Source organism: Methanogenium sp. MK-MG (assembly GCF_009914725.1).
GTDB lineage: Archaea > Halobacteriota > Methanomicrobia > Methanomicrobiales > Methanomicrobiaceae > Methanogenium.
Genome location: NZ_JAAAWJ010000030.1, coordinates 1 through 20,547, shown reverse-complemented (window position 1 = coordinate 20,547; position 20,547 = coordinate 1). Strand labels below are relative to the sequence as shown.

The 20,547-nt window shown below is 54.5% G+C and carries 24 protein-coding genes; 22 read left to right on the top strand and 2 right to left on the bottom strand.

Features of this window, described 5'->3' with window-relative positions:
• The coding region (locus MKMG_RS06250) for a class I tRNA ligase family protein (RefSeq protein WP_165076653.1) at positions 1 to 1,174 on the bottom strand (1,174 nt) is incomplete at its 3' end.
• A gap of 71 nt (positions 1,175 to 1,245) precedes the next feature.
• Here MKMG_RS06250 and MKMG_RS06245 point away from each other — a divergent pair.
• The 13 genes from MKMG_RS06245 (at position 1,246) to MKMG_RS06185 (ending at position 10,205) form a co-directional block, all read left to right on the top strand.
• Complete coding sequence (locus MKMG_RS06245) at positions 1,246 to 1,401, top strand: hypothetical protein (protein WP_165076652.1); 156 nt, start codon at positions 1,246 to 1,248, stop codon at positions 1,399 to 1,401.
• Complete coding sequence (locus MKMG_RS06240; protein ID WP_165076650.1) at positions 1,402 to 2,733, top strand: D-aminoacyl-tRNA deacylase; 1,332 nt, start codon at positions 1,402 to 1,404, stop codon at positions 2,731 to 2,733.
• Complete coding sequence (gene ftsZ / locus MKMG_RS06235; RefSeq protein ID WP_165076649.1) at positions 2,730 to 3,836, top strand: cell division protein FtsZ; 1,107 nt, start codon at positions 2,730 to 2,732, stop codon at positions 3,834 to 3,836. Before MKMG_RS06240 ends, ftsZ begins: the two co-directional genes overlap by 4 nt.
• A 6-nt stretch (positions 3,837 to 3,842) precedes the next feature.
• The gene (locus tag MKMG_RS06230; RefSeq protein WP_165076647.1) at positions 3,843 to 4,025 is read left to right on the top strand and encodes a protein translocase SEC61 complex subunit gamma; all 183 of its coding nucleotides are present in this window, start codon (positions 3,843 to 3,845) and stop codon (positions 4,023 to 4,025) included.
• Positions 4,025 to 4,504, top strand: a complete 480-nt coding sequence (locus MKMG_RS06225) for a transcription elongation factor Spt5 (protein WP_165076646.1) — start codon at positions 4,025 to 4,027, stop codon at positions 4,502 to 4,504. The genes MKMG_RS06230 and MKMG_RS06225 overlap by 1 nt, the downstream gene beginning before the upstream one ends.
• A 117-nt stretch (positions 4,505 to 4,621) precedes the next feature.
• On the top strand, positions 4,622 to 5,098 hold the full coding sequence (locus MKMG_RS06220) for a 50S ribosomal protein L11 (protein ID WP_165076645.1): 477 nt from the start codon (positions 4,622 to 4,624) through the stop codon (positions 5,096 to 5,098).
• A gap of 57 nt (positions 5,099 to 5,155) precedes the next feature.
• Complete coding sequence (locus MKMG_RS06215; protein ID WP_165076643.1) at positions 5,156 to 5,800, top strand: 50S ribosomal protein L1; 645 nt, start codon at positions 5,156 to 5,158, stop codon at positions 5,798 to 5,800.
• Positions 5,800 to 6,648 (top strand): 50S ribosomal protein L10, encoded by an 849-nt coding sequence (locus MKMG_RS06210; protein WP_165076642.1) that lies wholly within the window; start codon positions 5,800 to 5,802, stop codon positions 6,646 to 6,648. The genes MKMG_RS06215 and MKMG_RS06210 overlap by 1 nt, the downstream gene beginning before the upstream one ends.
• Before the next feature lie 25 nt (positions 6,649 to 6,673).
• Positions 6,674 to 6,979: a 50S ribosomal protein P1 gene (gene rpl12p / locus MKMG_RS06205; protein ID WP_165076641.1), complete on the top strand. Its 306-nt coding sequence runs from the start codon at positions 6,674 to 6,676 to the stop codon at positions 6,977 to 6,979.
• A 110-nt stretch (positions 6,980 to 7,089) separates the two neighbouring features.
• Positions 7,090 to 7,929: a DUF6159 family protein gene (locus MKMG_RS06200; protein ID WP_165076639.1), complete on the top strand. Its 840-nt coding sequence runs from the start codon at positions 7,090 to 7,092 to the stop codon at positions 7,927 to 7,929.
• On the top strand, positions 7,926 to 8,297 hold the full coding sequence (locus tag MKMG_RS06195) for a cupin domain-containing protein (RefSeq protein WP_165076638.1): 372 nt from the start codon (positions 7,926 to 7,928) through the stop codon (positions 8,295 to 8,297). Before MKMG_RS06200 ends, MKMG_RS06195 begins: the two co-directional genes overlap by 4 nt.
• A 41-nt stretch (positions 8,298 to 8,338) precedes the next feature.
• Positions 8,339 to 9,559 (top strand): cytochrome c biogenesis protein CcdA, encoded by a 1,221-nt coding sequence (locus MKMG_RS06190; protein ID WP_165076636.1) that lies wholly within the window; start codon positions 8,339 to 8,341, stop codon positions 9,557 to 9,559.
• 250 nt (positions 9,560 to 9,809) lie between these two features.
• Complete coding sequence (locus MKMG_RS06185; protein ID WP_165076634.1) at positions 9,810 to 10,205, top strand: response regulator; 396 nt, start codon at positions 9,810 to 9,812, stop codon at positions 10,203 to 10,205.
• A gap of 21 nt (positions 10,206 to 10,226) precedes the next feature.
• Here the strand turns inward: MKMG_RS06185 and hypF are convergent, their stop codons facing one another.
• Positions 10,227 to 12,443: a carbamoyltransferase HypF gene (gene hypF / locus MKMG_RS06180; RefSeq protein ID WP_165076632.1), complete on the bottom strand. Its 2,217-nt coding sequence runs from the start codon at positions 12,441 to 12,443 to the stop codon at positions 10,227 to 10,229.
• A gap of 59 nt (positions 12,444 to 12,502) precedes the next feature.
• Between hypF and MKMG_RS06175 the strand changes: the two genes are divergently transcribed.
• The 9 genes from MKMG_RS06175 to MKMG_RS06135 form a co-directional block, all read left to right on the top strand.
• Positions 12,503 to 13,015 carry an ArsR family transcriptional regulator gene (locus tag MKMG_RS06175; protein WP_165076630.1) on the top strand — a complete coding sequence of 171 codons (513 nt, stop codon included), beginning with the start codon at positions 12,503 to 12,505 and terminating at the stop codon, positions 13,013 to 13,015.
• The gene (locus MKMG_RS06170) at positions 12,999 to 13,808 is read left to right on the top strand and encodes a MarR family transcriptional regulator (protein ID WP_165076628.1); all 810 of its coding nucleotides are present in this window, start codon (positions 12,999 to 13,001) and stop codon (positions 13,806 to 13,808) included. Before MKMG_RS06175 ends, MKMG_RS06170 begins: the two co-directional genes overlap by 17 nt.
• Positions 13,805 to 15,820 (top strand): DEAD/DEAH box helicase, encoded by a 2,016-nt coding sequence (locus MKMG_RS06165; RefSeq protein ID WP_165076626.1) that lies wholly within the window; start codon positions 13,805 to 13,807, stop codon positions 15,818 to 15,820. The genes MKMG_RS06170 and MKMG_RS06165 overlap by 4 nt, the downstream gene beginning before the upstream one ends.
• Positions 15,821 to 16,005: 185 nt before the next feature.
• Positions 16,006 to 16,170: a rubredoxin gene (locus tag MKMG_RS06160; protein ID WP_216842878.1), complete on the top strand. Its 165-nt coding sequence runs from the start codon at positions 16,006 to 16,008 to the stop codon at positions 16,168 to 16,170.
• A 3-nt stretch (positions 16,171 to 16,173) separates the two neighbouring features.
• On the top strand, positions 16,174 to 17,358 hold the full coding sequence (locus MKMG_RS06155; RefSeq protein ID WP_165076624.1) for an FprA family A-type flavoprotein: 1,185 nt from the start codon (positions 16,174 to 16,176) through the stop codon (positions 17,356 to 17,358).
• A 12-nt stretch (positions 17,359 to 17,370) separates the two neighbouring features.
• Complete coding sequence (locus MKMG_RS06150) at positions 17,371 to 17,775, top strand: desulfoferrodoxin family protein (RefSeq protein WP_254059106.1); 405 nt, start codon at positions 17,371 to 17,373, stop codon at positions 17,773 to 17,775.
• A gap of 122 nt (positions 17,776 to 17,897) precedes the next feature.
• Positions 17,898 to 19,367: a TrkH family potassium uptake protein gene (locus MKMG_RS06145; RefSeq protein ID WP_165076622.1), complete on the top strand. Its 1,470-nt coding sequence runs from the start codon at positions 17,898 to 17,900 to the stop codon at positions 19,365 to 19,367.
• 80 nt (positions 19,368 to 19,447) lie between these two features.
• Complete coding sequence (locus MKMG_RS06140; RefSeq protein ID WP_165076620.1) at positions 19,448 to 19,957, top strand: YqhA family protein; 510 nt, start codon at positions 19,448 to 19,450, stop codon at positions 19,955 to 19,957.
• Between the two features lie 52 nt (positions 19,958 to 20,009).
• On the top strand, positions 20,010 to 20,547 hold a 538-nt coding region (locus MKMG_RS06135; protein ID WP_165076618.1), incomplete at its 3' end, for an AAA family ATPase.

Here is a 20,547-nt window from a genome sequence, read left to right as displayed (position 1 = left end):
GTCCGTAGCGGTGGACAATCTTCTTCTCTGCGAGGAGATGATCTCCGAGGGCATCCATCACGTCCCGGTCGGCATCCTTCACAAATGTGCCTGCAAAGATACCGGCATCTGCGGTGTAGATACCTGCGTTGTCCACAGGGCAGAGGCTCTCAAGCCCCTCTTTCTGGCCCACGAGTGAGTCGTCCCAGCCGTGGCCCGGCGCCATGTGCACAAGACCGGTGTTCTCCATTGTGACAAAGTCGGCATAGACGACCCGGTGTTCCACATCCTTCTGGATGGGCACCTGCTCTTCCAGGGGTGAGCGGTAGTGCATGCCGATGAGGGCGTCGCCTGTGACCGTCTCAAGGACGGTGAAGTCCTGATAGCGGCCTTTCCTGAGCACCTCTTCCACAAGCGGCTCACCGATCCAGAGAATTTCTTCTCTGCCGTCTTTCACCGCCCTGACACGGGCATAGGTGAAGTCATCGCGGACGGCGACAGCCACATTGGCAGGCAGCGTCCATGGGGTGGTGGTCCAGATGACGAAGTATTCGTTCTTACGGTCCTGTACCGGGAACTTTACAAAGATGGACGGGTCTTTCTCGTCCCAGTACTCCACTTCAGAGTCGGCAATGGCCGTCTCACAGCGTGGGCAGAGGTTGACCACCCGGTAGCCGCGTTCAAGAAGGCCCTTCTCTTCCGCACGCTTCAGGGTCCACCATGCCGCCTCCACGTAGTCGGGGGTGATGGTCTGGTAGGGGTTTGTGAAGTCCATCCAGATGCCCAGGCTGCGGAACTGGTCGGACATGATCTCCTTGTGGGTGATGGCAAAGTCCTTACACTTCTCGATGAATTTGCCGATGCCGTAGGTCTCGATGTCCTTTTTGGAAGAAAAACCGAGTTCATGTTCCACCCTCACCTCGATGGGGAGGCCGTGCATGTCATAGCCTGCCCGGTCGATGACGTCGTAGCCCTGCATGCGGCGGAAGCGCAGAATCGAATCCTTGATTATTTTATTCCATGCAGTGCCGAGATGGATGTGGCCGGTAGTGTATGGGGGGCCGTCCACAAAAAACCAGGGGGGATTTCCTGCATGCTGCGCCTTGACCTGTGCGTAAATGTCGTCTGTATCCCAGAAGGAGCGGACTGTGGCCTCCACCTCCTCTGCGTTAAAACTGCTCGTGACCTCTCTCATACAATAATTCCTCTGACTATATGTCCTGAGATTTTGTATCTGCAGAAAGATAGGTATTTGTGTGGGTGTACATGTGTACGAGACATACAGGTGATGATGAGAGAATGGATGAGATGCACTCCCTTCAGCATGCAGTCATCGGTGCTGCATCCTGCGATGATGAGGAAGAACGCGTGGCAGAAGATGTGGGAAGACTGATTGCCAGAGCAGGGCAGCGGAGGATGTAGATGAAGATTGCCTTCATCCATTCTGCACTGGACCCGGCGGGTATCAATATCGCAGCCCATCTCGCCCCAAGAGTAGGTGCAGAAGGCTGTGACGGTGAGGAGTGCACCTGGGCGGGACACACCCTCAGGTTCATGACCGCACCGGGCCGCCTCATATATGAAGAACTGCTGGATGAACGGGCAAAAGCAGATCTCATCATTTTTCTCTCCCGTCATACCTCTAAAAACCCGGTACCTGCCCTGACCGTCCATGCCACCGGCAATTACGGCGATGCTGCGCTTGGTGGGGAGCCTCGCAGCCTGTCCCGTGCCGCCCCTGCATGGATGCATGCGGCCTTGTGTGCGCTTCTCCCCCGGGCCCCGGAGGGATTCCGCGTCTCCTATGAGGTGACGCATCACGGCCCGACCGGGCTTTTAACACCGTCGTTTTTCATCGAAATAGGGAGTACAGAGGCAGAATGGACCAACCCTGTCTGCGGGGCGGCGGTTGCTGAAGCCCTTGTGTGTGTCCTCACGGAGGGGCCGGGTGAGGTCATCCCTCTCATCGGCTTTGGAGGTAACCACTATGCGGCACGTGAGACCGATATTGCGCTTGCGGGCAGGGCGGCGTGGGGTCATATTGCCCATACGCGGGAAGTGGGCGGTATGGATGCCGCAATGATCCAACAGATGGCAGCGATGACCGGCGCTGAGGCGGCCTATATCGACCGAAAAGCCCTCTCAGGGGATGTTATGGGAAAAATATCCGTTCTTCTCTGTGAATGTGGCATTCCCAGGGTATCAGAGAGCGAACTGCGGATGATTGGGGCTATTCCTCTTTCGGTATATCTTCGGATGCGGGAGATGGTGCAGGCAGAAGCGCCCGGTGCTTCACTCAGGGTGATGGGTCTTTCCGGGGACGATAATCCTGTTTTGGTCCATATTCCTGTCAATCTTCTCCAGGAAGCTCTGAAACGGGATGAAACCGAATATCTCCGTTCTGTTTCCGGAAAGCCTGTAGTATTGGCGATATCTCCCCGGGGCGCACCTCTGCCGTTTGCCCTCACCTATGGCAGATATGAATATCAAATACTGCACCTTTTAATATCATCGTGCATCAAAATCTTAACCAACGATGGATCTGCCCACACCAGTGATGATGCCCTCATCATACGAAAGGTGAGTTTCGACCCGGAAAAAGCATGCACTCTGGGAGTTCCGAAAGGACCACTTTTCGGCAGGCTGGCAGCAGGACAGGTGATTGATATTGACGGCACAATAATTACGCCGGAGATGGTCTCTGTACGGACTGAAAGGGTGATCCACGTCCCGGGGTTGGAGAACTACTTATGAGATCAATCGTAGAAGAGGCAATTAAACGGACAAATGAGGAGTCCGGATATATCGTTGACGCGTCCAGCGAACGTGATCTGGAGCTTGAGGAGATCATCAAAGGACTCCAGACACGGATCGCGGTCATCGGGTGTGGCGGCGGCGGTTCGAACACGATGTCACGGATGACTGAAGAGGGTATCTACGGTGCGAACCTCGTTGCACTGAACACCGATGCCCAGCACCTGATCCGGACGAAGTCAGATACCAGAATTCTCATTGGCCGGAAGCGCACCCGCGGTCTTGGTGCCGGTTCTGTCCCGCAGGTCGGAGAAGAGGCTGCCCTTGAGAACATTGAGGAGATCAACCAGTCTATGACTGATTGCGATATGGTCTTCATCACTGCAGGGCTTGGCGGCGGCACCGGCACCGGATCTGCCCCCGTCGTTGCAAAAGCTGCCCGGGAGACCGGTGCGCTCACGATTGCAGTCGTGACACTCCCCTTCACCGCAGAAGGTGCCATCCGGATGGAAAACGCTGAAGCAGGCCTTGAACGCCTCCGTGACGTTGCAGACACTGTTATTGTCGTGCCGAATGACCGTCTCCTTGAAGTCGTTCCGCGCCTGCCCCTGCACGCAGCCTTTAAGGTCTCTGACGAAGTCTTAATGCGTGCAGTAAAAGGCATCACCGAGCTGATCACACAGCCCGGTCTGGTGAACCTTGACTTTGCCGATGTCCGGACCGTCATGGAGCGTGGCGGTGTGGCGATGATCGGTATGGGTGAGAGTGACAGTGACGACAAGGCCACAGACTCGGTAAAGAAAGCTCTGCGTTCACCGCTGCTCGATGTTGATATATCTGGTGCATCCGCTGCCCTCGTGAATGTGGTCGGCGGCCCTGATATGACGATGTCTGAGGCGGAAGGTGTGATCCAGGAGGTTTACGAGCGCATCGATCCGGAGGCACGGATCATATGGGGTGCCCAGATTGATCCCAGCATGCAGGGCAGGATGCGCACGATGCTTGTCGTGACAGGCGTGAACTCTCCACAGATATATGGGCGCAGCGAGATGTTCTCGTCAAAGAGAAACTCTACGGAGTTTGATATAGACTTCCTCAGGTGATGATGAATGGCTGATTTAAAAACAGTAAACGAAGAAATATTCAAGAAATACTGGCGTGTCCTGAAACTTGCACGGACACCCACTCGTGATGAATTTAATAAGATCGCAATCGTTGCCGCAATGGGTATCCTGATCATCGGAATGTTCGGGTTTATTGTATACGAAATTATGGCGTTTGCTACCCTGTGATGACAATGAGTAGTGAGTTCGGAAACAAGATTTACGCGCTCAAGACGACGGCCAACAAGGAGCGGAAAGTCGTGGATGACATCGTCAAGGTCCTTGAGGACCATGAGGAGTTTGTCATCACCGCGATTATGGCCCCGGACGAGGTGCGTGGATACGTCTTCATCGAGACCCCGGATGAGTATGCCCGGATGGAACAGCTGGTCCGCCTTATTCCTAATGCGCGTGCAGTGGTGAAAGGCGAGACTGAGTTCAGTGAGGTTGAACATTTCCTTGAGCCGAAACCGGCAGTGAGCGGTATCGACGAGGGCACAATTGTCGAGCTTATTGCAGGTCCTTTCAAGGGTGAAAAGGCAGTTGTCAAGCGTGTTGACACAGGAAAAGAAGAGGTTACCCTTGAACTGTATGAATCGATGGTGCCCATTCCCATTACTGTACGCGGGGACAATGTCCGCGTCATCGAGAAGGCACCTGAAGATTAAACTCTTCTCATATTTTTCGGGCATGTCCGTAGTTTTAAGTGGTAGTATGCAGACCTGTACTGACCCACGCCAAGTGTTACCTGTCTACAGGTGGCATTGAGGTTTGGTGATATTACAATGGGAGAAGTAGTCGAGGTATTGGTACCCGGCGGAAAGGCAACGGCCGGCCCTCCATTAGGGCCTGCCCTGGGACCTCTCGGAATAAATGTGAAGGCGGTTGTTGATGAGATCAACGCCAAGACGTCTGAATTTAACGGTATGCAGGTTCCTGTAATCGTTGAAGTCGACGACAAGAAGAACTTCACAGTTTCCGTAGGTGTCCCTCCCACCACTGCCCTCATCATGAAGGAGGTTGGTCTGGCAAAGGGTTCTGGAGAACCCAATGTCCAGAAGGTAGGAGATCTTCCGCTCGAGGCTGCTGTTCGCATTGCCCGTATGAAGGCAGACGACATGATATCATACGACCTGAAAAACCGCGTAAAAGAGGTTATCGGGACGTGTGTGAGTGTCGGTGTCACGGTTGAAGGGATGGATCCAAAGGAGATCTTTCCGAAGATCAATGCAGGCGAATACGACAGCATTCTCAGTGAATAGACTATGAAAACCTATAGAAGATCCGGATTCCGGGTCGTTGAACTATGGAGAAAATGAATGGTTGATAGGGTCCAGATTCTGGATGCCGTGAAAGCGGCAATGGAGGCAGCGCCTGAACGTAAGTTCCAGGAGAGCATTGAAATTTCAGTGAATCTCCGGAATATCGACATGTCGCAGCCAAAAAACCGTATTGATGAGACGATGATTCTTCCACAGGGCACAGGTCAGCCACAAAAGATCTGTGTGCTTGGGAAAGGAGATATCACCACTCAGGCGAAAGCTGCAGGTGTAGACCTCATCATCGGACCTGAAGAGATCGAGCGTCTGGGAGGAGAGCCCCGTGAAGCCCGCTTATTTGCGGATCAGTACCGGTTCTTCCTTGCAGAGACCGCTGTCATGCCGCTTGTCGGTCGCTGGCTCGGTACGCGCCTCGGTCCCCGCGGTAAGATGCCCACCCCTGTTCCGCCAACGATGGATGTCGGCCCTGCGGTCGAACGTCTGCGCAAATCTGTTAAGTTCCGTTCAAAGGACAAGACCACCTTCCACGTGAAGGTCGGTAGTGCCGGTATGGACGCAGATGCGCTTGCAGAGAACATCGAAGCGGTACTGCACAGGGTTGAGGGATCACTGGAGAGCGGTGCAATGAATATCCGGTCAGTGTATGTAAAGACATCCATGGGTCCGGCAGTGAGGATTATATAATGGCATTATATACGACAAATCTGCCACAGTGGAAACAGGATGAAGTCGAGCAGATTGTCTCGCTTGCAGGGGAATACGCACTTACAGGTCTTGTAGACCTGCAGGGTATTCCTGCAAAACAGATGCAGGAGATGCGCCGGGACCTTCAGGGTAAGGCCGTCCTGCGTATGACGCGAAACACTCTCGTCGAGCACGCCTTTACAGTGATGGGTGAGCCAATTGATGGCATCACCACATACATTGACGGACATAGTGCACTGATCTACACGAACGACAACCCATTCCAGCTCTACCGGAAGCTCCAGCAGACGATGACCAAGATGGTAGCACGTCCGGGCGATATTGCGCCTGAGGACATTATCGTCGAGAAGGGACCCACCAGCTTTAAGCCGGGCCCCATCGTCGGAGTATTCCAGCAGGCAGGTCTTCCTGCCGCAATTGAGGGTGGGAAGGTTGTCATCCGCGAGAGGAAGGTCTTTATCAAAGCAGGTGAAGAGATCACTGCAAAGCAGGCTGAAGTCCTGTCTAAGCTTGATATCCGCCCAATTGATGTTGGTCTGAGTCTTCAGGTGGCCTTCTACGATGGCACATTCTTTGAGCCGTCCACGCTGGCAATCGATGAGACTGAATATTACAACAATGTGGTTCTCGCAGCCCAGCAGGCATTCAATCTTGGTGTCTTTGCAGCCTATCCGACTGCACAGACGATTGAGCCGATCATTGCAAAGGCCGCATCCGAGGCCCGCAGTCTTGGTGTTGAGGCCGCAATATACACGAATGACATTGTTGAACTGATTATCGGACGTGCATCACTTCAGGCAAAAGCTCTGAAAGGGATGACTGAATAATATCATAATTTGAGGTGAATACGAAATGGAATACATCTACGCAGCACTTGTTCTGCACAACGCAGGAAAAGACGTAACTGAGGAAGCTGTTACCGCAGTTCTGGTAGCAGCAGGCATTGAAGTTGAGGACTCCCGTGTAAAAGCACTCATCGCAGCACTCGATGGTGTTGACATTGAGGAGGCTGTCGCAAAGGCAGCAGCCGCACCAGTGGCAGCTGCAGCAGCACCTGCAGCAGCTGCAGCAGCAGCACCTGCAGAAGAAGAGGCAGAGGAAGAGGAAGCAGAGGACGAAGAGGGCGGCATGGCTGGCCTCGGCGCTCTCTTCGGCTAATCCTTTTTTCTTTTTCATTCAGCAATCGTTTATTGTTCTTTTTCTTTCTTGCTCCCTGATAATCTGCATAAATCGTGATCCATTTATGTGCTCACGTCTGATGGGTAATAATGTCACGTATCGGCCGTGGGTTTCAGTTATGTAAAGAGACCTTTGGTATACTCAGAAAAGACCGGGAGATGCTTCTCTTTCCGATTCTCTCGGGTGTCGTCACCCTGCTGGTGGTGGCAACGTTTCTCCTGCCGCTCTTTTTCTCGGGCTTTCTCGCTGATGTGGGTGCAGCCGGTGGTTCACCCCTTGGATATGTCCTCCTGTTTGTCTTCTACGTCGTGAGTTACTTCATCGTCATTTACTTCAACACAGCACTTGTCAGCTGTGCCCTGATACGTCTGGATGGCAGGGATCCGACATTCATGGACGGCATTCATGCCGCCTCTGCACGCATCGGAAAGATTCTCTCGTGGACGCTTATTGCGGCAACTGTGGGTCTCATCCTGCGGCTCATCCGCGGTGATGGGGACAATCTTCTCGCATCGCTTGCGTCAGCCCTTCTCGGGGCGGCCTGGTCGCTTGCCACATTCTTTGTGATACCGGTGATTGTGGTGGATGATCTGGGTGGATTTGCTGCGATTCAGCGGTCGTGGAAACTCTTTAAATCGACATGGGGTGAGACCGTGGTTGGTTCATTCTCGCTGGGTCTCATCTTTATTCCCGCAATCCTCCTGCTGCTTGCGGGTGTGGGCGTCGTTGTGTTGGGGTCATTTGAGGTGGGCCTTGTGATCGTCGCAGTGGCTTTTCTCCTCTGGGTGGTTTCAGCGGTTCTCTACGGGGCATTGCAGGGCATCTTTGTCGCCATCATGTACCGGTATGCGACCACCGGTGAGGTGCCGGATGCGATTGACCGGTCTCTTGTCGAGGGCGCCTTTGTGCCGAAGGGGTCGCGTCAGTGATCATCAGGAGTCTGGCTGCCTGCCCTGTCGGTGACGCACGGGATGGCACCCATCTCTGTGAACTGCTGCACCCCTCCCACTTCTCCGGCGTGGTGGATGCCCGCTTCAGTCTCGCCCATGCATATCTGGAGCAGGGGGAGACTTCATATCCGCACCGCCTTGTGAAGTCCCATGAGGTATACTACATCCTTGCCGGCAGCGGAATGATGCATATCGGGGATGAGGCAGCAAAGGTGCATGCCGGACAGGCAGTCTATATCCCGGCCGGTGCGGTGCAGCACATCGCAAATACCGGCGACGGGCGCCTCGTGTTTCTTGCAATCGTTGATCCGATGTGGACCGAATCGGATGACGAACGGGTGGTCTGAATCCGCCTCGCCTGGCCACCAGCGCCATGCTGATCTCCTGTATGGCACAACGACATACTATGAGGCGGGGTGCAGGTATTGCCGGACGGGGTGATCTTCCGGCTCTTTTCTTCCTCGTCATTTTCATATCTCTCTTTTCTGCAGGCATTCTTCCGGGTGTCTGCAGTGCGGTTCCTGCGGGTGACAATGCATCTGCTGAAGATCTGACGGCCACATTCTTTTACAGTGAGCACTGCATTGCCTGCACAAAGGCACTGCCGGTTGCAGACAGACTTGCGGCGGAGTATCCGTCGGTCACCTTTGTGAAATACAATGTCGGGAACAGCACGGAGAATGAGTCACTCTTCTTCTCTTTTGGCGAGGCGTATGGCAACCCGTATCCACGCTACCCGACGGTGTTTCTGAGTGACGGTTCGTTCTTTGAGGGGTATGGTGCTATCTCTGCCGATCTGCCTCTTCACCTTGCGTCCCCGACTGTGGTGCCTGCCGTGACAGGAGATTCTGTGGTTGCAGCGGTCACTGCCACAGATCCTGCATTGGATCCGGTCTCTTCTTCGTCTGCAAATCTCTCTGTGGTGCCGGCCTCATTTTCTCTCCCGCCGGTGGGGCTGGTCATCACAGCAGGTCTCATCGACGGCATCAATCCCTGTGCCGTGGCAGTCCTCATATTTCTCCTTCTCACCCTCGCAGGTGCAGGGGGGAGGATGCAGATGCTCCGGTTCGGGGCTGCCTATGTGGCGGGCATCTACCTGATCTACTTCATCGCCGGGTTTGGTCTCCTCACAGCGGTCCGCGTGACCGGGCTCTCATGGTATTTTTCCTGCGCCGCAGGGGTCATTGCTCTTCTCCTTGGGGTGGTGATGGTGGCGGATTCGTTCCGGCAGGATGGAGGGGGTTATCTCCGCATCTCCAGCTCCCGCCTCACTGTTGTCCGGCGGATTGCACTACGCGGGGGCGTCATATCCGCGTTCCTTGTGGGCGTCGTCGTCTCCCTTATTGAACTGCCCTGCACCGGGGGTGTCTATCTCGCCATCCTTGCGATGCTCGCCGGTTCAGAGGTCAGGGCAGCAACAGGACTTCTGGCCCTTTATAATCTGATGTTTGTTTTGCCGCTCCTGGTGATCATCACTGCCGCTGTCGCAGGTTTTCCCCCGGAACGGATGTCTGTGATGAGGCTGGACTACCGGCAGTTGCTCCGGCGGGCAGGTGGGTGCACACTGATTCTTCTTGGTGTGGCAGTTCTCATCTGGTTCTCTGTATAATAGGCAGGGGGGCATATGCTCAAATATGGGATCTCTTCCCTGCGGATATTCCCGGTGGTATGGTGTGGGCGGGGCGTCTTTTCAGGATAATATCTGCTGGGGTGATTCATGCGAACAGTTATAAATATAATCTGCATATTTTGTGAATGGATTTGATATGCAATAGGGCATGTCAATTTGCATATGATATGGCTGGCACAACGAACCACAGGAGTGGGTCTGCCAGTACAAAAGGGGGGATGATATGGACATGACAGAGATACCCGAGAAGATCCTCATAATGGATGACGAGGAGAATATCCGAACAATTACCTGTATTCTGCTTGAAAAGATGGGATACAATCCGATGGCAACTCCGGACGGCGAGACTACCGTCGAGGAATACCGCAGGGCATTCCTTGCAGGTGATCCGTATGATGCAGTGATTATGGATATTACTATCCCTGACGGCATGGGTGCAACTGAGGCAATTAAAAAGCTGAAGGCAATTGACCCGGATGTGCGTGCCATCGTCACCAGCGGATTTGTGTCGGAGATGAACTACGATGATTTTATCGGGCAGGGATTTTCAGGAGTACTGAGGAAACCATACCGTTCCGTACATCTTCGTGAGATCCTCGAGTCTGTAGCCGGACCCAAAAATTAGCCACGCAAACTATATTCCTGCTCATTTTCCGCTCTGTTTTAGGGCAGTACCGGCCCAGACACACTGTCCGTATGATATGCACCCGTCACCCTGGGGATATCTGGTATTGATGACATACTCATGGCCTGATGCCACGATGGTTTCACGAATGGCTGATTCTATTGCCCGGTTGTATGCCACACCGCCGCTCAGGGCAACTTTTTTATATCCTTTCTCTTCTGCAGCCATGACTGCGATCTCGGCAATACCTGTTGCAAGTGTTCGCTGGAAGGATGCCGCGATGTCCGCGGTCCGTTCGTGTTTCATCCGGGAGAACGCCTCCCTGAGGAGGGCAGAGGTGGAGAGAATGGTCCGTTCGTTGTCCTGGGTGAATTCGCGGTCCCAGAGGGAGGCAGTGCCCGGCACAGCAGTGGTCTCCAGCAGCTGTGCCGGTTCACCGTCAAAGGTGCGTTCCCGGCAGACACCGAGGAGTGCTGCCGCGGCATCCAGGACCCGGCCGGTGCTCGAGGAGAGGGTGACATTGAACCGTCGTTTTACCTGTTTCTCCAGGACAGCAAGGGCGGTGGCATCCCATTCGCGGGCCGCCAGGAGTGCTGCGATCTCCTCTTCGGGCAGAATACCGTAGAGCATGCGTTCGGGATATTTAGTGGCGAGGTCGCCCCCCGGCATCATCACCGGTTCAAGGTGGCCGACGCGGGTGAGACAGGGGACTGTGCCTGCAAAGATTTCTCCGCCCCAGACGGTTCCGTCCTCACCGTAGCCGACCCCGTCGATCGCGATACCAATGCACGGGTCGGTGGTGGCAGCGGCGATGTGTGCCTTGTGATGCTGCACCGGCATGAGGACAGCGCCGGTCTCCTCTGCCAGTTCGCGGGCATAGCGGGTGGAGAGGAACTGTGGGTGCAGGTCATGGGCGATCACATCGAATTTAGCGCCCAGCAGGTCTGCTGTCCTGTCCACCGTCTCTTTCAGGTATGCGAGCGTCGCCGGATTGCGCACATTGCCCACGTGGGGGGAGGTGATGCAGTAGCCTCCCTGGTAGATGGATATGTTTGCATTGAGCTCCGGGCCTGTGCCAAGTATGCAGGCATCTCCGAGTGCCTGTCTCTGCCGTTTCGGGGCGAGTCCGCGGGAGAGGCGGAGTATCCTGCCATCGCGCACGACAGAGTCATCGCACCGGTTCTGGATGACACGGTTGTGGGTGAGTATGTAGTCCACATGCCCGCTGAGTCTCTCACATGCCTCACGGGTATCGGTGATCATCGGGTATCCCGGTGGGTTGGCGCTTGTCATGACGAGCATCGGGTGGCTGAGCGATGCAAAGAGCAGGTGGTGAAGGGCGGTATAGGGGAGCATGCAGCCAATTGTATGCAGTTTGGATGTCTCCCTGAGGGCCTCCCTGTCTTTTTTTACCAGGACGACGATGGGGTGGGCGGGGCCGGTGAGGCACTCTTCTTCTGCCTCTGATACGATGGCCACCCGCTCGATCTCATCGCAGGTGGCCATGACTGCGAGGGGCTGTTCAGGCCGCCCGAGGGTGTTCTTCAGGCGTTCAACCACCTCTGCAGTGCAGGCGATATGGAATCCGCCCAGACCGCGGATGGCGACAACAGCACCTCCGTCCAGGAGGGATGCTGCGGTATGCAGTGGATCCCCGGGGACGACGGTGCCGTCCGGGCGCAAAAGTGAGAGTGCGGGCCCGCAGGCAGCACAGGCAATCGTCTGTGCATGGTGGCGGCGGGATGCGGGGTCTGTGTACTCGCCTTTGCATGTGCCGCACATGGGAAAGGGGTTCATCTGTGTACGTTCCCGGTCGTAGGGCAGACTGCGAATGATGCTGTAGCGGGGGCCGCAGTTCACACAGGAGGTGGCCCAGTAACCTTCGTACCTGCCGCCGGGGGTATATATGTCCCTGATGCACTCGTCACAGGTGGCAACATCTGCCGGGATGAAGCCGGAGAGGGTGCCTGCTGCACTCCCAAGGATCACAAATCCTGCCGGAACCGGTTCGTCAGAATCAGTTACTGTGACCGTGTCGATGTGCGAGAGTGGGGTGCCGAGGGATAGGCGGCGCATAAACTCGTTAAAATTGTTCCCTTCTGCCAGCACCACTACTTCGCTGCCGAGGTTACGGACCGTGCCCTGCATACCGAGGTCATGAGCGGTTTTATAAACAAATGGGCGGAATCCGACTCCCTGAACGATGCCTTTTATTGATATCTGCCCTCTGATTCGCATATTTGATGTCTGGATAATCTTTATTCATTTATACGTTTAATATTACATGGGTTTTTACTTTGACAGGGCATAATCGGATCGTTAATGATCCACTAGAATTAGTTCCGCTCATTGTTACTTTTAACAACTCAAATTTCAAAAGAGCCTATGACCTCCTCTCAAAACAATGGATGACTGAAGAAGAGATCTGTGCCGAGATCGGTACGGAATCCGTGGCAGAATGCCTCGGTCTTCTGAAGAAAGGAAACCTGATTGAGGAGCAGTGGCGGATGCCGAAGCCGGGGGAGCGGCCCTCTAAAGAATATAAAACAACATACAGCCGATTCAGGGCAGGATTTCAGTGTTCGATGGAGGATCTTGGTGACCTTCTCTATATCTCGACGTCCACAGATGAAGAACTACGAGGCATGGTTGACTGCCTTGAGCAGGATGTACGGTCCGGAATATCGTCATACAACGACCTCGCACGCAAATACAAAGTGAGTCCGGTCTACATCAAGGGGCTTGCAAAGCGGATGCCGAATCTTGATGTGAAAGGCCAGGGGCTGGTGCTGCTTGACGAGTCGCAGTGATGACCCATACTACACTGTACTGAAGAGTAAGCGTGAAGCAACACGCTTTCAGATCTTAGTGGAGATTGCCGCCCACCAGCCCTCCGTGCGCCAGCAGGAGATTGCCGCAAAGATGGGCGTCACACCGCAGGCAGTCAGTGAATACATTCGTGATCTGGTGGATGACGGATTTGTGAACTCAAACGGCAGAGGCCGCTACAATGTCACAAAGAAGGGTGTGGAGTGGGTAACGAACGCCGCTGAAACACTTGATACCTATCTTAAGTATGTGACGACGGATGTCATCCAGGATGTCTCAGTGTGGACTGCCATCGCCAGGGAGCCCCTGACAATGGGGGACCGGGTTGGTGTCTTTATGCAGGGAGGGCTCCTGTATGCCTCTAAAACTGAACAGACCGCGATGGGAGAGGTGACTCTTGCTGCCCAGCCCGGAGAGGATGTCGGGGTGACGAAGCTTTCCGGTATCATCGCACTCGAAGAGGGGACCATTCGTGTCTGCAAGGTCCCGCGTATCCAGCGTGGAGGGTCACGCAGCGTCTCTGCTGATCGCATCCTTGATGCTCTGGAAGGCATGGACTATATCGGTGCGGTAGGCCTTGAGGCGATGGTGCTCCTGAAGAGTGTCGGTGTCACTGAGGATGCCTTCTTTGGCGCCCGGGAAGGGGTGTTGGAAGCCTCATTTCATGGCATCAACTGTGCGATGGTCATCGTTGATGAGGAGTTCACCGGGTTCCTGAAACGGCTTGAGGGTGCAGGTCTCCCGTATGAGATCTGCGATTTGAGCATTTCATGAGTATTATTGTTCATCCCGGGCGGGGACCCTACCGCCTCTATTTTTATGACGGCCGGCGTGTGACAGGCAGCGGTGATCTGGAACTGTCGAAGACCGGCAAGGGCTGCCGTCCGAAAGAGTTCCGCTACCGCGATGCAGGCAGGCGCCAGCCACGGCATGTCCCCACAAAGGAGCTGATCCGGGAATTACGGGGGCAGAAGGTCTACCTTACGGGTGAGAATGAAGCGTTCCGGTCCATGTGCAGTGACCTGCAAATTCCTGTCGCCGTGATCCGGCTCTGCCGGACCTGTCTCTTAACCGATCGGGTGACTCCCCTGAAAACGAAGAATGCGGTGAAGTACGGGCGTGAGGAGATCTGCATGGGCTGTGCGAAGAATGAACTCCGCCGTGAGGCAGGCTATCTGGGGGGAATGGGTATGAAATCCATCGGCCATCTGGAGCATATGCTGGAGATGTACCGGGACCTTGACCGGGTCGTTGGCATGCTGCAGCCGGATACTGCAAAACCTGCACAGACGCTCTTCGACCGGCTCGAACCCCATGCTGTTCGTAAAACACAGCCCATTACAGCTCTCCCGCTTCCGAAGCAGTTTGTGGATGCATCCGGTGTAAATAACCTGATGCCGGTTCAGCAGCTCTGTGTCGATGCGGGTCTTTTGAAGGGCAAAGACCAGCTGGTGGTGGCTGCCACTGCAAGTGGCAAGACCTTCATCGGTGAGATGGCGGGGATGAAAAATCTCAGTGAGAGCCGGGGGAGTATGCTCTTTTTAGTCCCCCTCGTTGCGCTTGCAAACCAGAAATATCGCCGTTTTTCAGAACGCTATGGCGATTTTCTGAATATCTCACTTCTGACCGGTGTATCGAGAATTCACCTGCCGGGGACCGGTGTGAAGGCCCGGCGCAGCATGAAGTCTGATGTCATCGTCGGCACGTATGAGGGGGTGGATCATCACCTGCGGATGGGCAAACGCCTTGCAAAGGTGGGAACCGTTGTCATTGATGAAGTGCAGATGCTGGAGGACCCGGACCGGGGGCACCGGCTCGACGGTCTGATTGCCCGCCTGCGGCACGTCGCCCCGAAGGCTCAGTTCCTCTTTTTAAGTGCCACCATCGGCTCGCCGTCTGTTCTTGCAAAGAAACTGAGTGCTGACCTCGTCCGGTATGACGAACGGCCGGTGGGTCTTGAACGTCATCTCATCTTTACGGAACGCAAAGAGAAGATCGGGCTGATAAAAAAGATGGTCTCCGAGGAGTTCCGGAAGACCTCGTCCAAGGGATTTCACGGGCAGACGATTGTCTTCACCAATTCACGGGCGCGCTGTCATACGGTGGCAGACGCTATCGGGAATAAGGCGATGCCCTATCATGCCGGGCTCTCTTCCATGGAACGGCGTCAGGTGGAGAAGATGTTTGAGAAGGGGGAGATTGCCGCGGTGGTCACCACCGCCGCCCTTGCGGCAGGTGTGGACTTTCCGGCATCCCAGGTCATCTTTGACGCCCTTGCGATGGGTATCTCGTGGCTGAAGGTGCAGGAGTTCTGCCAGATGATGGGCCGCGCCGGCCGGCCGGATTTCCACGATCTGGGAAAAGTGGTCATACTCGCCGAACCGGGAGGAGTCTATTCACGGGAGTCCGGCGGCGGCACGGAGGAGGAGGTGGCGATTCGTCTCCTGAAGGGTGAGATGGAGGAGGTATCTCCGGTCTATGATATTGAAGGTTCATCCGAGGAGTATGTCGCAAATGCCGTAGTCTGCGGTGGTGAACACGAATGCCTGACAGATCTCTGCGGAACAATGGTCGGGGAACTCGAGGATGCCTGGCCCCTTCTGAAACAGGAAGGCTACATCCGCGAACGGAAAGGGAAGATAATCCTCTCTCCCCTGGGGCAGGTGATGGCCGAGCATTTCATCGGCATCGAACGTCTCTCCCGGATTCTCAGGATGGTCAGAAAGACGAAAGATCCCCTTGCGATTGTTGCTGAACTGGACTGCGTCGAGGATCAGGATGCGTGAGCGGGCGTCTGCCCATACCGGGCGGTGTGGGTAATCGTATCTTTTTTCTGCTGAATGCAAAGAATAAATTTCATTTTTTCGTGAGATAATAATTCATTTAAATAATGGTGCTGTAATCATTCAGCAGAAGTTACCGGATGAACCCGCCTTTTGTATGGGATATTTCCGGAACAGGAGTTTATAAGATGGATACAGCAAGTCGGATGAAGTGTATGGTCTGCGGGCATATCTATGACCCGGAGAAAGGTGACGAAGGGGTGTCTGCCGGGACAGCATTTGCTGATATCCCGGCGGAGTGGTGCTGCCCGGTCTGCGGTGCAGCGAAGGCAAAGTTCAGTGAGGTGAAATGAAGTATGGTCGTACGCGATATTCTTCCCGGCATAGAGGCAGTGGGTGTTATTGACTGGCACCGGATGGCATTTGATGACTTAATGGACCTCTCCGACGGGACGACATACAATGCCTATGTCGTCCGGGGAAGTGAGAAGACCGCACTCATCGACACGGTGGAAGCAGGGTTTGATGAGGAGTATGTGACAAACCTCATCCGGGCAAAGATTGATTCCGTAGACTATATCGTGGCCAACCATGCAGAACAGGATCATTCCGGTTCACTCCCGCTGCTGCTTGAACTGTTTCCCATGGCAGTCGTCGTCACAACGGAGAAGGGCAAAGAGCTGCTCTGTTCCCTGCTCTTAATTGAAGAGGAGCGCATCATGGTAGTGGAGGAGAATGACAGCCTCTCTCTCGGGGATAAGACCCTCGTCTTCTATCCGATGCCATGGGTGCACTGGCCGGAGACGATGGTGACCTGGGTGCCGGAAGACCGCATCCTCTTCTCCTGTGATCTCTTTGGTTCGCACCTTGCCACTTCAGACGTCTTCTCTGACGGCTCATGCCGGTTGCATGAGGCTGCGAAACGCTATTTTGCCGTTATCATGCAGCCCTTCCGGGGAAAGATCCGCGAGTATCTGGATGCGGTGGAGGCTCTCAGTCCCGCTATTATAGCACCGGGCCACGGGCCGGCATACCGTGACCCGGCAGAGATCCTCTCCCTCTACCGTGACTGGTCATCTGAAGAGGGCAAAAATCTCGTGGTCATCCCCTTTGTCTCCATGCATTCCAGTACTAAGTGGATGGTGGATCAGCTGGTGGATGCACTGATACAGCGGGGTATTCAGGTGCGTCCCTACGACCTTGGCACCGCATCACCGGGCATGATTGCAATGGATCTCATTGATGCCACGACCATTGTCATCGGTACACCGACGGTTCATTTCGGGCCGCACCCCAAAGCAGCGAATATTGCGTACCTCACCAATATCCTCAAACCGAAGGCACGGTATATGGCAGTCATCGGTTCATTTGGATGGGGAGGGAAGACGGTGCAGGCGCTTGGTGACATGATGCCGAAACTCAGCGCAGAGATGCTTGAGCCGGTATATGTCAAAGGAAAACCCGGCGAGCAGGAACTTGTCGCGGTAATCAGTCTGGCAGACGAAATCTATAAACGCCATCATGACAATCACCTCGTCTGAAAAGAGGTGGATATGATGGAGAAAAACCCTGTTTTTTACAAGTGCCCCGGATGCAGCGGCACGGTAATGGAAATGGATCCCGGCATGTGTATGTTATCATCTGAAGATACTCTCTCGGTCAGCTGTGCCGGCACCGGGATGGAGCTGCTCTCTGAACAGACGGCAGACTTTGCCACAGAGAAGCATGTGCCCATCGTTGAGAAGGTGGAGGGAGGGATAAAGGTCAGCGTCGGCTCAACACCCCATCCGATGACAGACGAACATTACATCATGTGGATCGGTGTGCAGGCCGGTGCTGATCTGATGATCCATTACCTGAAACCCGGCGACGCACCGGAGGCCTTCTTCCCCTGCCCGGATACGGACGTGAAGGCGTATGAGTGCTGCAATGTCCACAACCTCTGGGTCAACCGCTGAAGCGGATCCAATCTTCCCGCTTTTTGTAACCCAGTTGTACCTTCTGCGATAAAGGCAGAATCCTGCTGCGTGGTTCCGTAACAAAAGCATAATAGCTGCCCTCCTGCAATGTGTACATGCGTATGGACCGCCTTCACCAGTACCTGACACTGACCACGGATGTTGGCACAATTCTCCGGTATATCGGTGCAGGCACCTGTATTCCGCTTGTAGTTGCCCTCATATACCGGGAATTTGACATGCTCCTTCCGATGGCATCAGTACCGGTGGTTCTCATCTGTCTCGGGACGGTGCTCATCAGGCTTCCGGCAACAGAGCGGGAACCGCGTCTCTCCATGTCCCTCTTCTCGGTGGCTGCGATCTGGCTGATCTGTGCACTTGTGGGGGCGCTTCCCTTTGTCTTCGGTGCCGACATGCCCTACATTGACGGCTTCTTTGAGGCGATGTCGGGATGGACGGATACCGGGATGACGATGGCTCCTGATGTGGATGCACTGTCCCACACCCTCATCTTCTGGCGGACCCTGATGGAATGGTTCGGTGGTATTGGAATTGTGGCGTTCACGGTCGCCCTCTTAAACCGTTCCTCCGTATCCCGCCATCGTCTCTACAGTACAGAACGTATGGAGGGGCGCAGTGATGCCTTCATGCCGAGTGTGGTGGAGCAGGGGGCACAGATGTGGCGGATATATCTGATCCTCACCCTTGCAGGAGTGCTTTTGATACTCTGCTCCGGTGTGCCGCTCTGGGATGCTATAAATATTGCAATGACCGCGATATCGACCGGCGGGTTTACCATCCACTCCGGGGGCATCTCGTCATATGACAGCCGGCTCCTCGAACTGCTCATCATTCCCGTGATGATTGCAGGGGCACTTCCCTTTAAGATATATTATCTGATGTACCGGAAAAGGGAGGTGAGCCTGTTTAAAGATGAACAGGCACGCCTGCTCTTTTTGCTGATCCTTCTGGGGTTCGTCATCATTACAGCTGACCTGATCGTCTTTAACGGTCTGGACCAGGGGTCCGCACTTGTAAACGGTCTCTTTATGGCATCCGCGGCGGTCACATCCACCGGATTCCAGACAGCAGACCTGGTGGTATGGGAACCGGTCTCTGTCCTCTTTCTCACCATGCTTGTCTTCATCGGCGGGTCGTCCGGCAGTACATCGGGTGGTGTGAAACTCTCCCGTGTTTTGATTGGCCTGAAAGGTATCAAATGGTGGTTCAGGCGATCGTTTGTCAGCCCGAAGGCCATGATTCCTCTCCGCTACAATGGCAAAACGCTTCAGCGGGCAGAGGCTGAATTCCTTGTTTCGCGCAATATGCTCACGTTTATTCTCTTCATTCTGGCGATCCTGCTGGGCCTTGTCATCATCATGCACGTTGAACAGCCTGATATCGATACGACCCTTGTGATCTTCGATGTGGTCTCTGCCACCTGCAACAATGGCATCTCCACCGGTTTTGTGACGCCTGACCTGACCATCTGGTCAAAACTGGTTCTCATTCTCCAGATGTGGCTGGGAAGGCTCGAGGTGATGGCGGTGATGGTCTTCTTCATCGGCCTCATACGTGGGTTTGACTGGTGAGGTGAGATGCGGGCGGGGGAATCATTATTACCACAAAAGAACGTCTTACCCTGAGGATATGGGGAGGTGGAAGATAACAAATGGTCTGGCAATATTTCACAAAGGTCCGCTATCTGGTAACGATTGCGGCGGTTGCCTCCCTTATCGGCTCGGTGCTGATGTTTTTTATCGGTGTTGAAAAGACCATATCGGCATTTGTGTACTATTTCTACGGGCATGCGTATTTTGGTGAGGACGTTCTTCCCAAATACCTGACACCGGGTGATCTTGCAACGGTGTCACTGGCGCAGTCCCTCGACGTATTCCTCTTTGCTCTGGTGATGATGATCTTTGCCTACGGCATATGGTATCTCTTTCTCGTTGAAGATGAGGACAAAGAACGGCTTAATTTTCCCGGGTGGCTGAAGATAAAGAGCATATTTCAGCTGAAGATGATACTGGGGGAAGTCATTGTCTTTATTCTCTTTGTGCATTTTCTTGAGACTGCAACAAAGACCGGCTATGCAAATCTTACCTTTGAAAGCCTTATACTGCCCGTGGCAATTCTCCTGCTCTCGGTCAGCCTGATGGTGCTCCGGCAGGGGGAGTGAACTGTTTCACTGTCAGGAGAAGTAAAGAGCATGCACAACTAAACTTTAGTCAATGAAACAGATCGCCCTCTACGGAAAGGGTGGTATTGGGAAGTCCACCACATCCGCAAATCTTTCGGCAGCCCTCTCTGATTGTGGGATTGATGTCATGCAGATTGGGTGTGACCCGAAACATGACAGCACCCGGATGCTGATGTGTGGGGAGTGGATTCCGACCGTCCTTGATCTTGTACGTGAACATGGTGATGCCAGTATTACGGTCTCTGACGCGGTCTTCACCGGGTATGGGGGTATCCGGTGTGTTGAGGCAGGCGGACCGGAACCGGGCATCGGCTGTGCGGGCCGCGGTATCATCGCGACATTTCAGCTGCTCCAGCGTCTGGAGGCTCTCTACGGCGATGTGATCGTCTATGATGTCCTCGGTGATGTGGTCTGCGGCGGGTTTGCAATGCCGATGCGTGACGGGTATGCACAGGAGATATATCTCGTCACCTCGGGTGAATTTATGTCGCTCTATGCGGCAAACAACATCTGCAAGGCAATCTCCCGCCTTTCCCGGCGCACACGCAGCGTCTGTTCCCTTGCAGGTG

Excerpts from the sequence above, each read along its gene's own strand:
- MKMG_RS06245 (WP_165076652.1), top strand. The coding sequence starts at position 1,246 with ATGTGTACGAGACATACAGGTGATGATGAGAGAATGGATGAGATGCAC.
- MKMG_RS06240 (WP_165076650.1), top strand. The coding sequence starts at position 1,402 with ATGAAGATTGCCTTCATCCATTCTGCACTGGACCCGGCGGGTATCAAT.
- ftsZ (WP_165076649.1), top strand. The coding sequence starts at position 2,730 with ATGAGATCAATCGTAGAAGAGGCAATTAAACGGACAAATGAGGAGTCC.
- MKMG_RS06230 (WP_165076647.1), top strand. The coding sequence starts at position 3,843 with ATGGCTGATTTAAAAACAGTAAACGAAGAAATATTCAAGAAATACTGG.
- MKMG_RS06225 (WP_165076646.1), top strand. The coding sequence starts at position 4,025 with ATGACAATGAGTAGTGAGTTCGGAAACAAGATTTACGCGCTCAAGACG.
- MKMG_RS06220 (WP_165076645.1), top strand. The coding sequence starts at position 4,622 with ATGGGAGAAGTAGTCGAGGTATTGGTACCCGGCGGAAAGGCAACGGCC.
- MKMG_RS06215 (WP_165076643.1), top strand. The coding sequence starts at position 5,156 with ATGGTTGATAGGGTCCAGATTCTGGATGCCGTGAAAGCGGCAATGGAG.
- MKMG_RS06210 (WP_165076642.1), top strand. The coding sequence starts at position 5,800 with ATGGCATTATATACGACAAATCTGCCACAGTGGAAACAGGATGAAGTC.
- rpl12p (WP_165076641.1), top strand. The coding sequence starts at position 6,674 with ATGGAATACATCTACGCAGCACTTGTTCTGCACAACGCAGGAAAAGAC.
- MKMG_RS06200 (WP_165076639.1), top strand. The coding sequence starts at position 7,090 with ATGTCACGTATCGGCCGTGGGTTTCAGTTATGTAAAGAGACCTTTGGT.
- MKMG_RS06190 (WP_165076636.1), top strand. The coding sequence starts at position 8,339 with ATGGCACAACGACATACTATGAGGCGGGGTGCAGGTATTGCCGGACGG.
- MKMG_RS06185 (WP_165076634.1), top strand. The coding sequence starts at position 9,810 with ATGACAGAGATACCCGAGAAGATCCTCATAATGGATGACGAGGAGAAT.
- hypF (WP_165076632.1), bottom strand. The coding sequence starts at position 12,443 with ATGCGAATCAGAGGGCAGATATCAATAAAAGGCATCGTTCAGGGAGTC.
- MKMG_RS06165 (WP_165076626.1), top strand. The coding sequence starts at position 13,805 with ATGAGTATTATTGTTCATCCCGGGCGGGGACCCTACCGCCTCTATTTT.
- MKMG_RS06160 (WP_216842878.1), top strand. The coding sequence starts at position 16,006 with ATGGATACAGCAAGTCGGATGAAGTGTATGGTCTGCGGGCATATCTAT.
- MKMG_RS06155 (WP_165076624.1), top strand. The coding sequence starts at position 16,174 with ATGGTCGTACGCGATATTCTTCCCGGCATAGAGGCAGTGGGTGTTATT.
- MKMG_RS06150 (WP_254059106.1), top strand. The coding sequence starts at position 17,371 with ATGATGGAGAAAAACCCTGTTTTTTACAAGTGCCCCGGATGCAGCGGC.
- MKMG_RS06145 (WP_165076622.1), top strand. The coding sequence starts at position 17,898 with ATGGACCGCCTTCACCAGTACCTGACACTGACCACGGATGTTGGCACA.
- MKMG_RS06140 (WP_165076620.1), top strand. The coding sequence starts at position 19,448 with ATGGTCTGGCAATATTTCACAAAGGTCCGCTATCTGGTAACGATTGCG.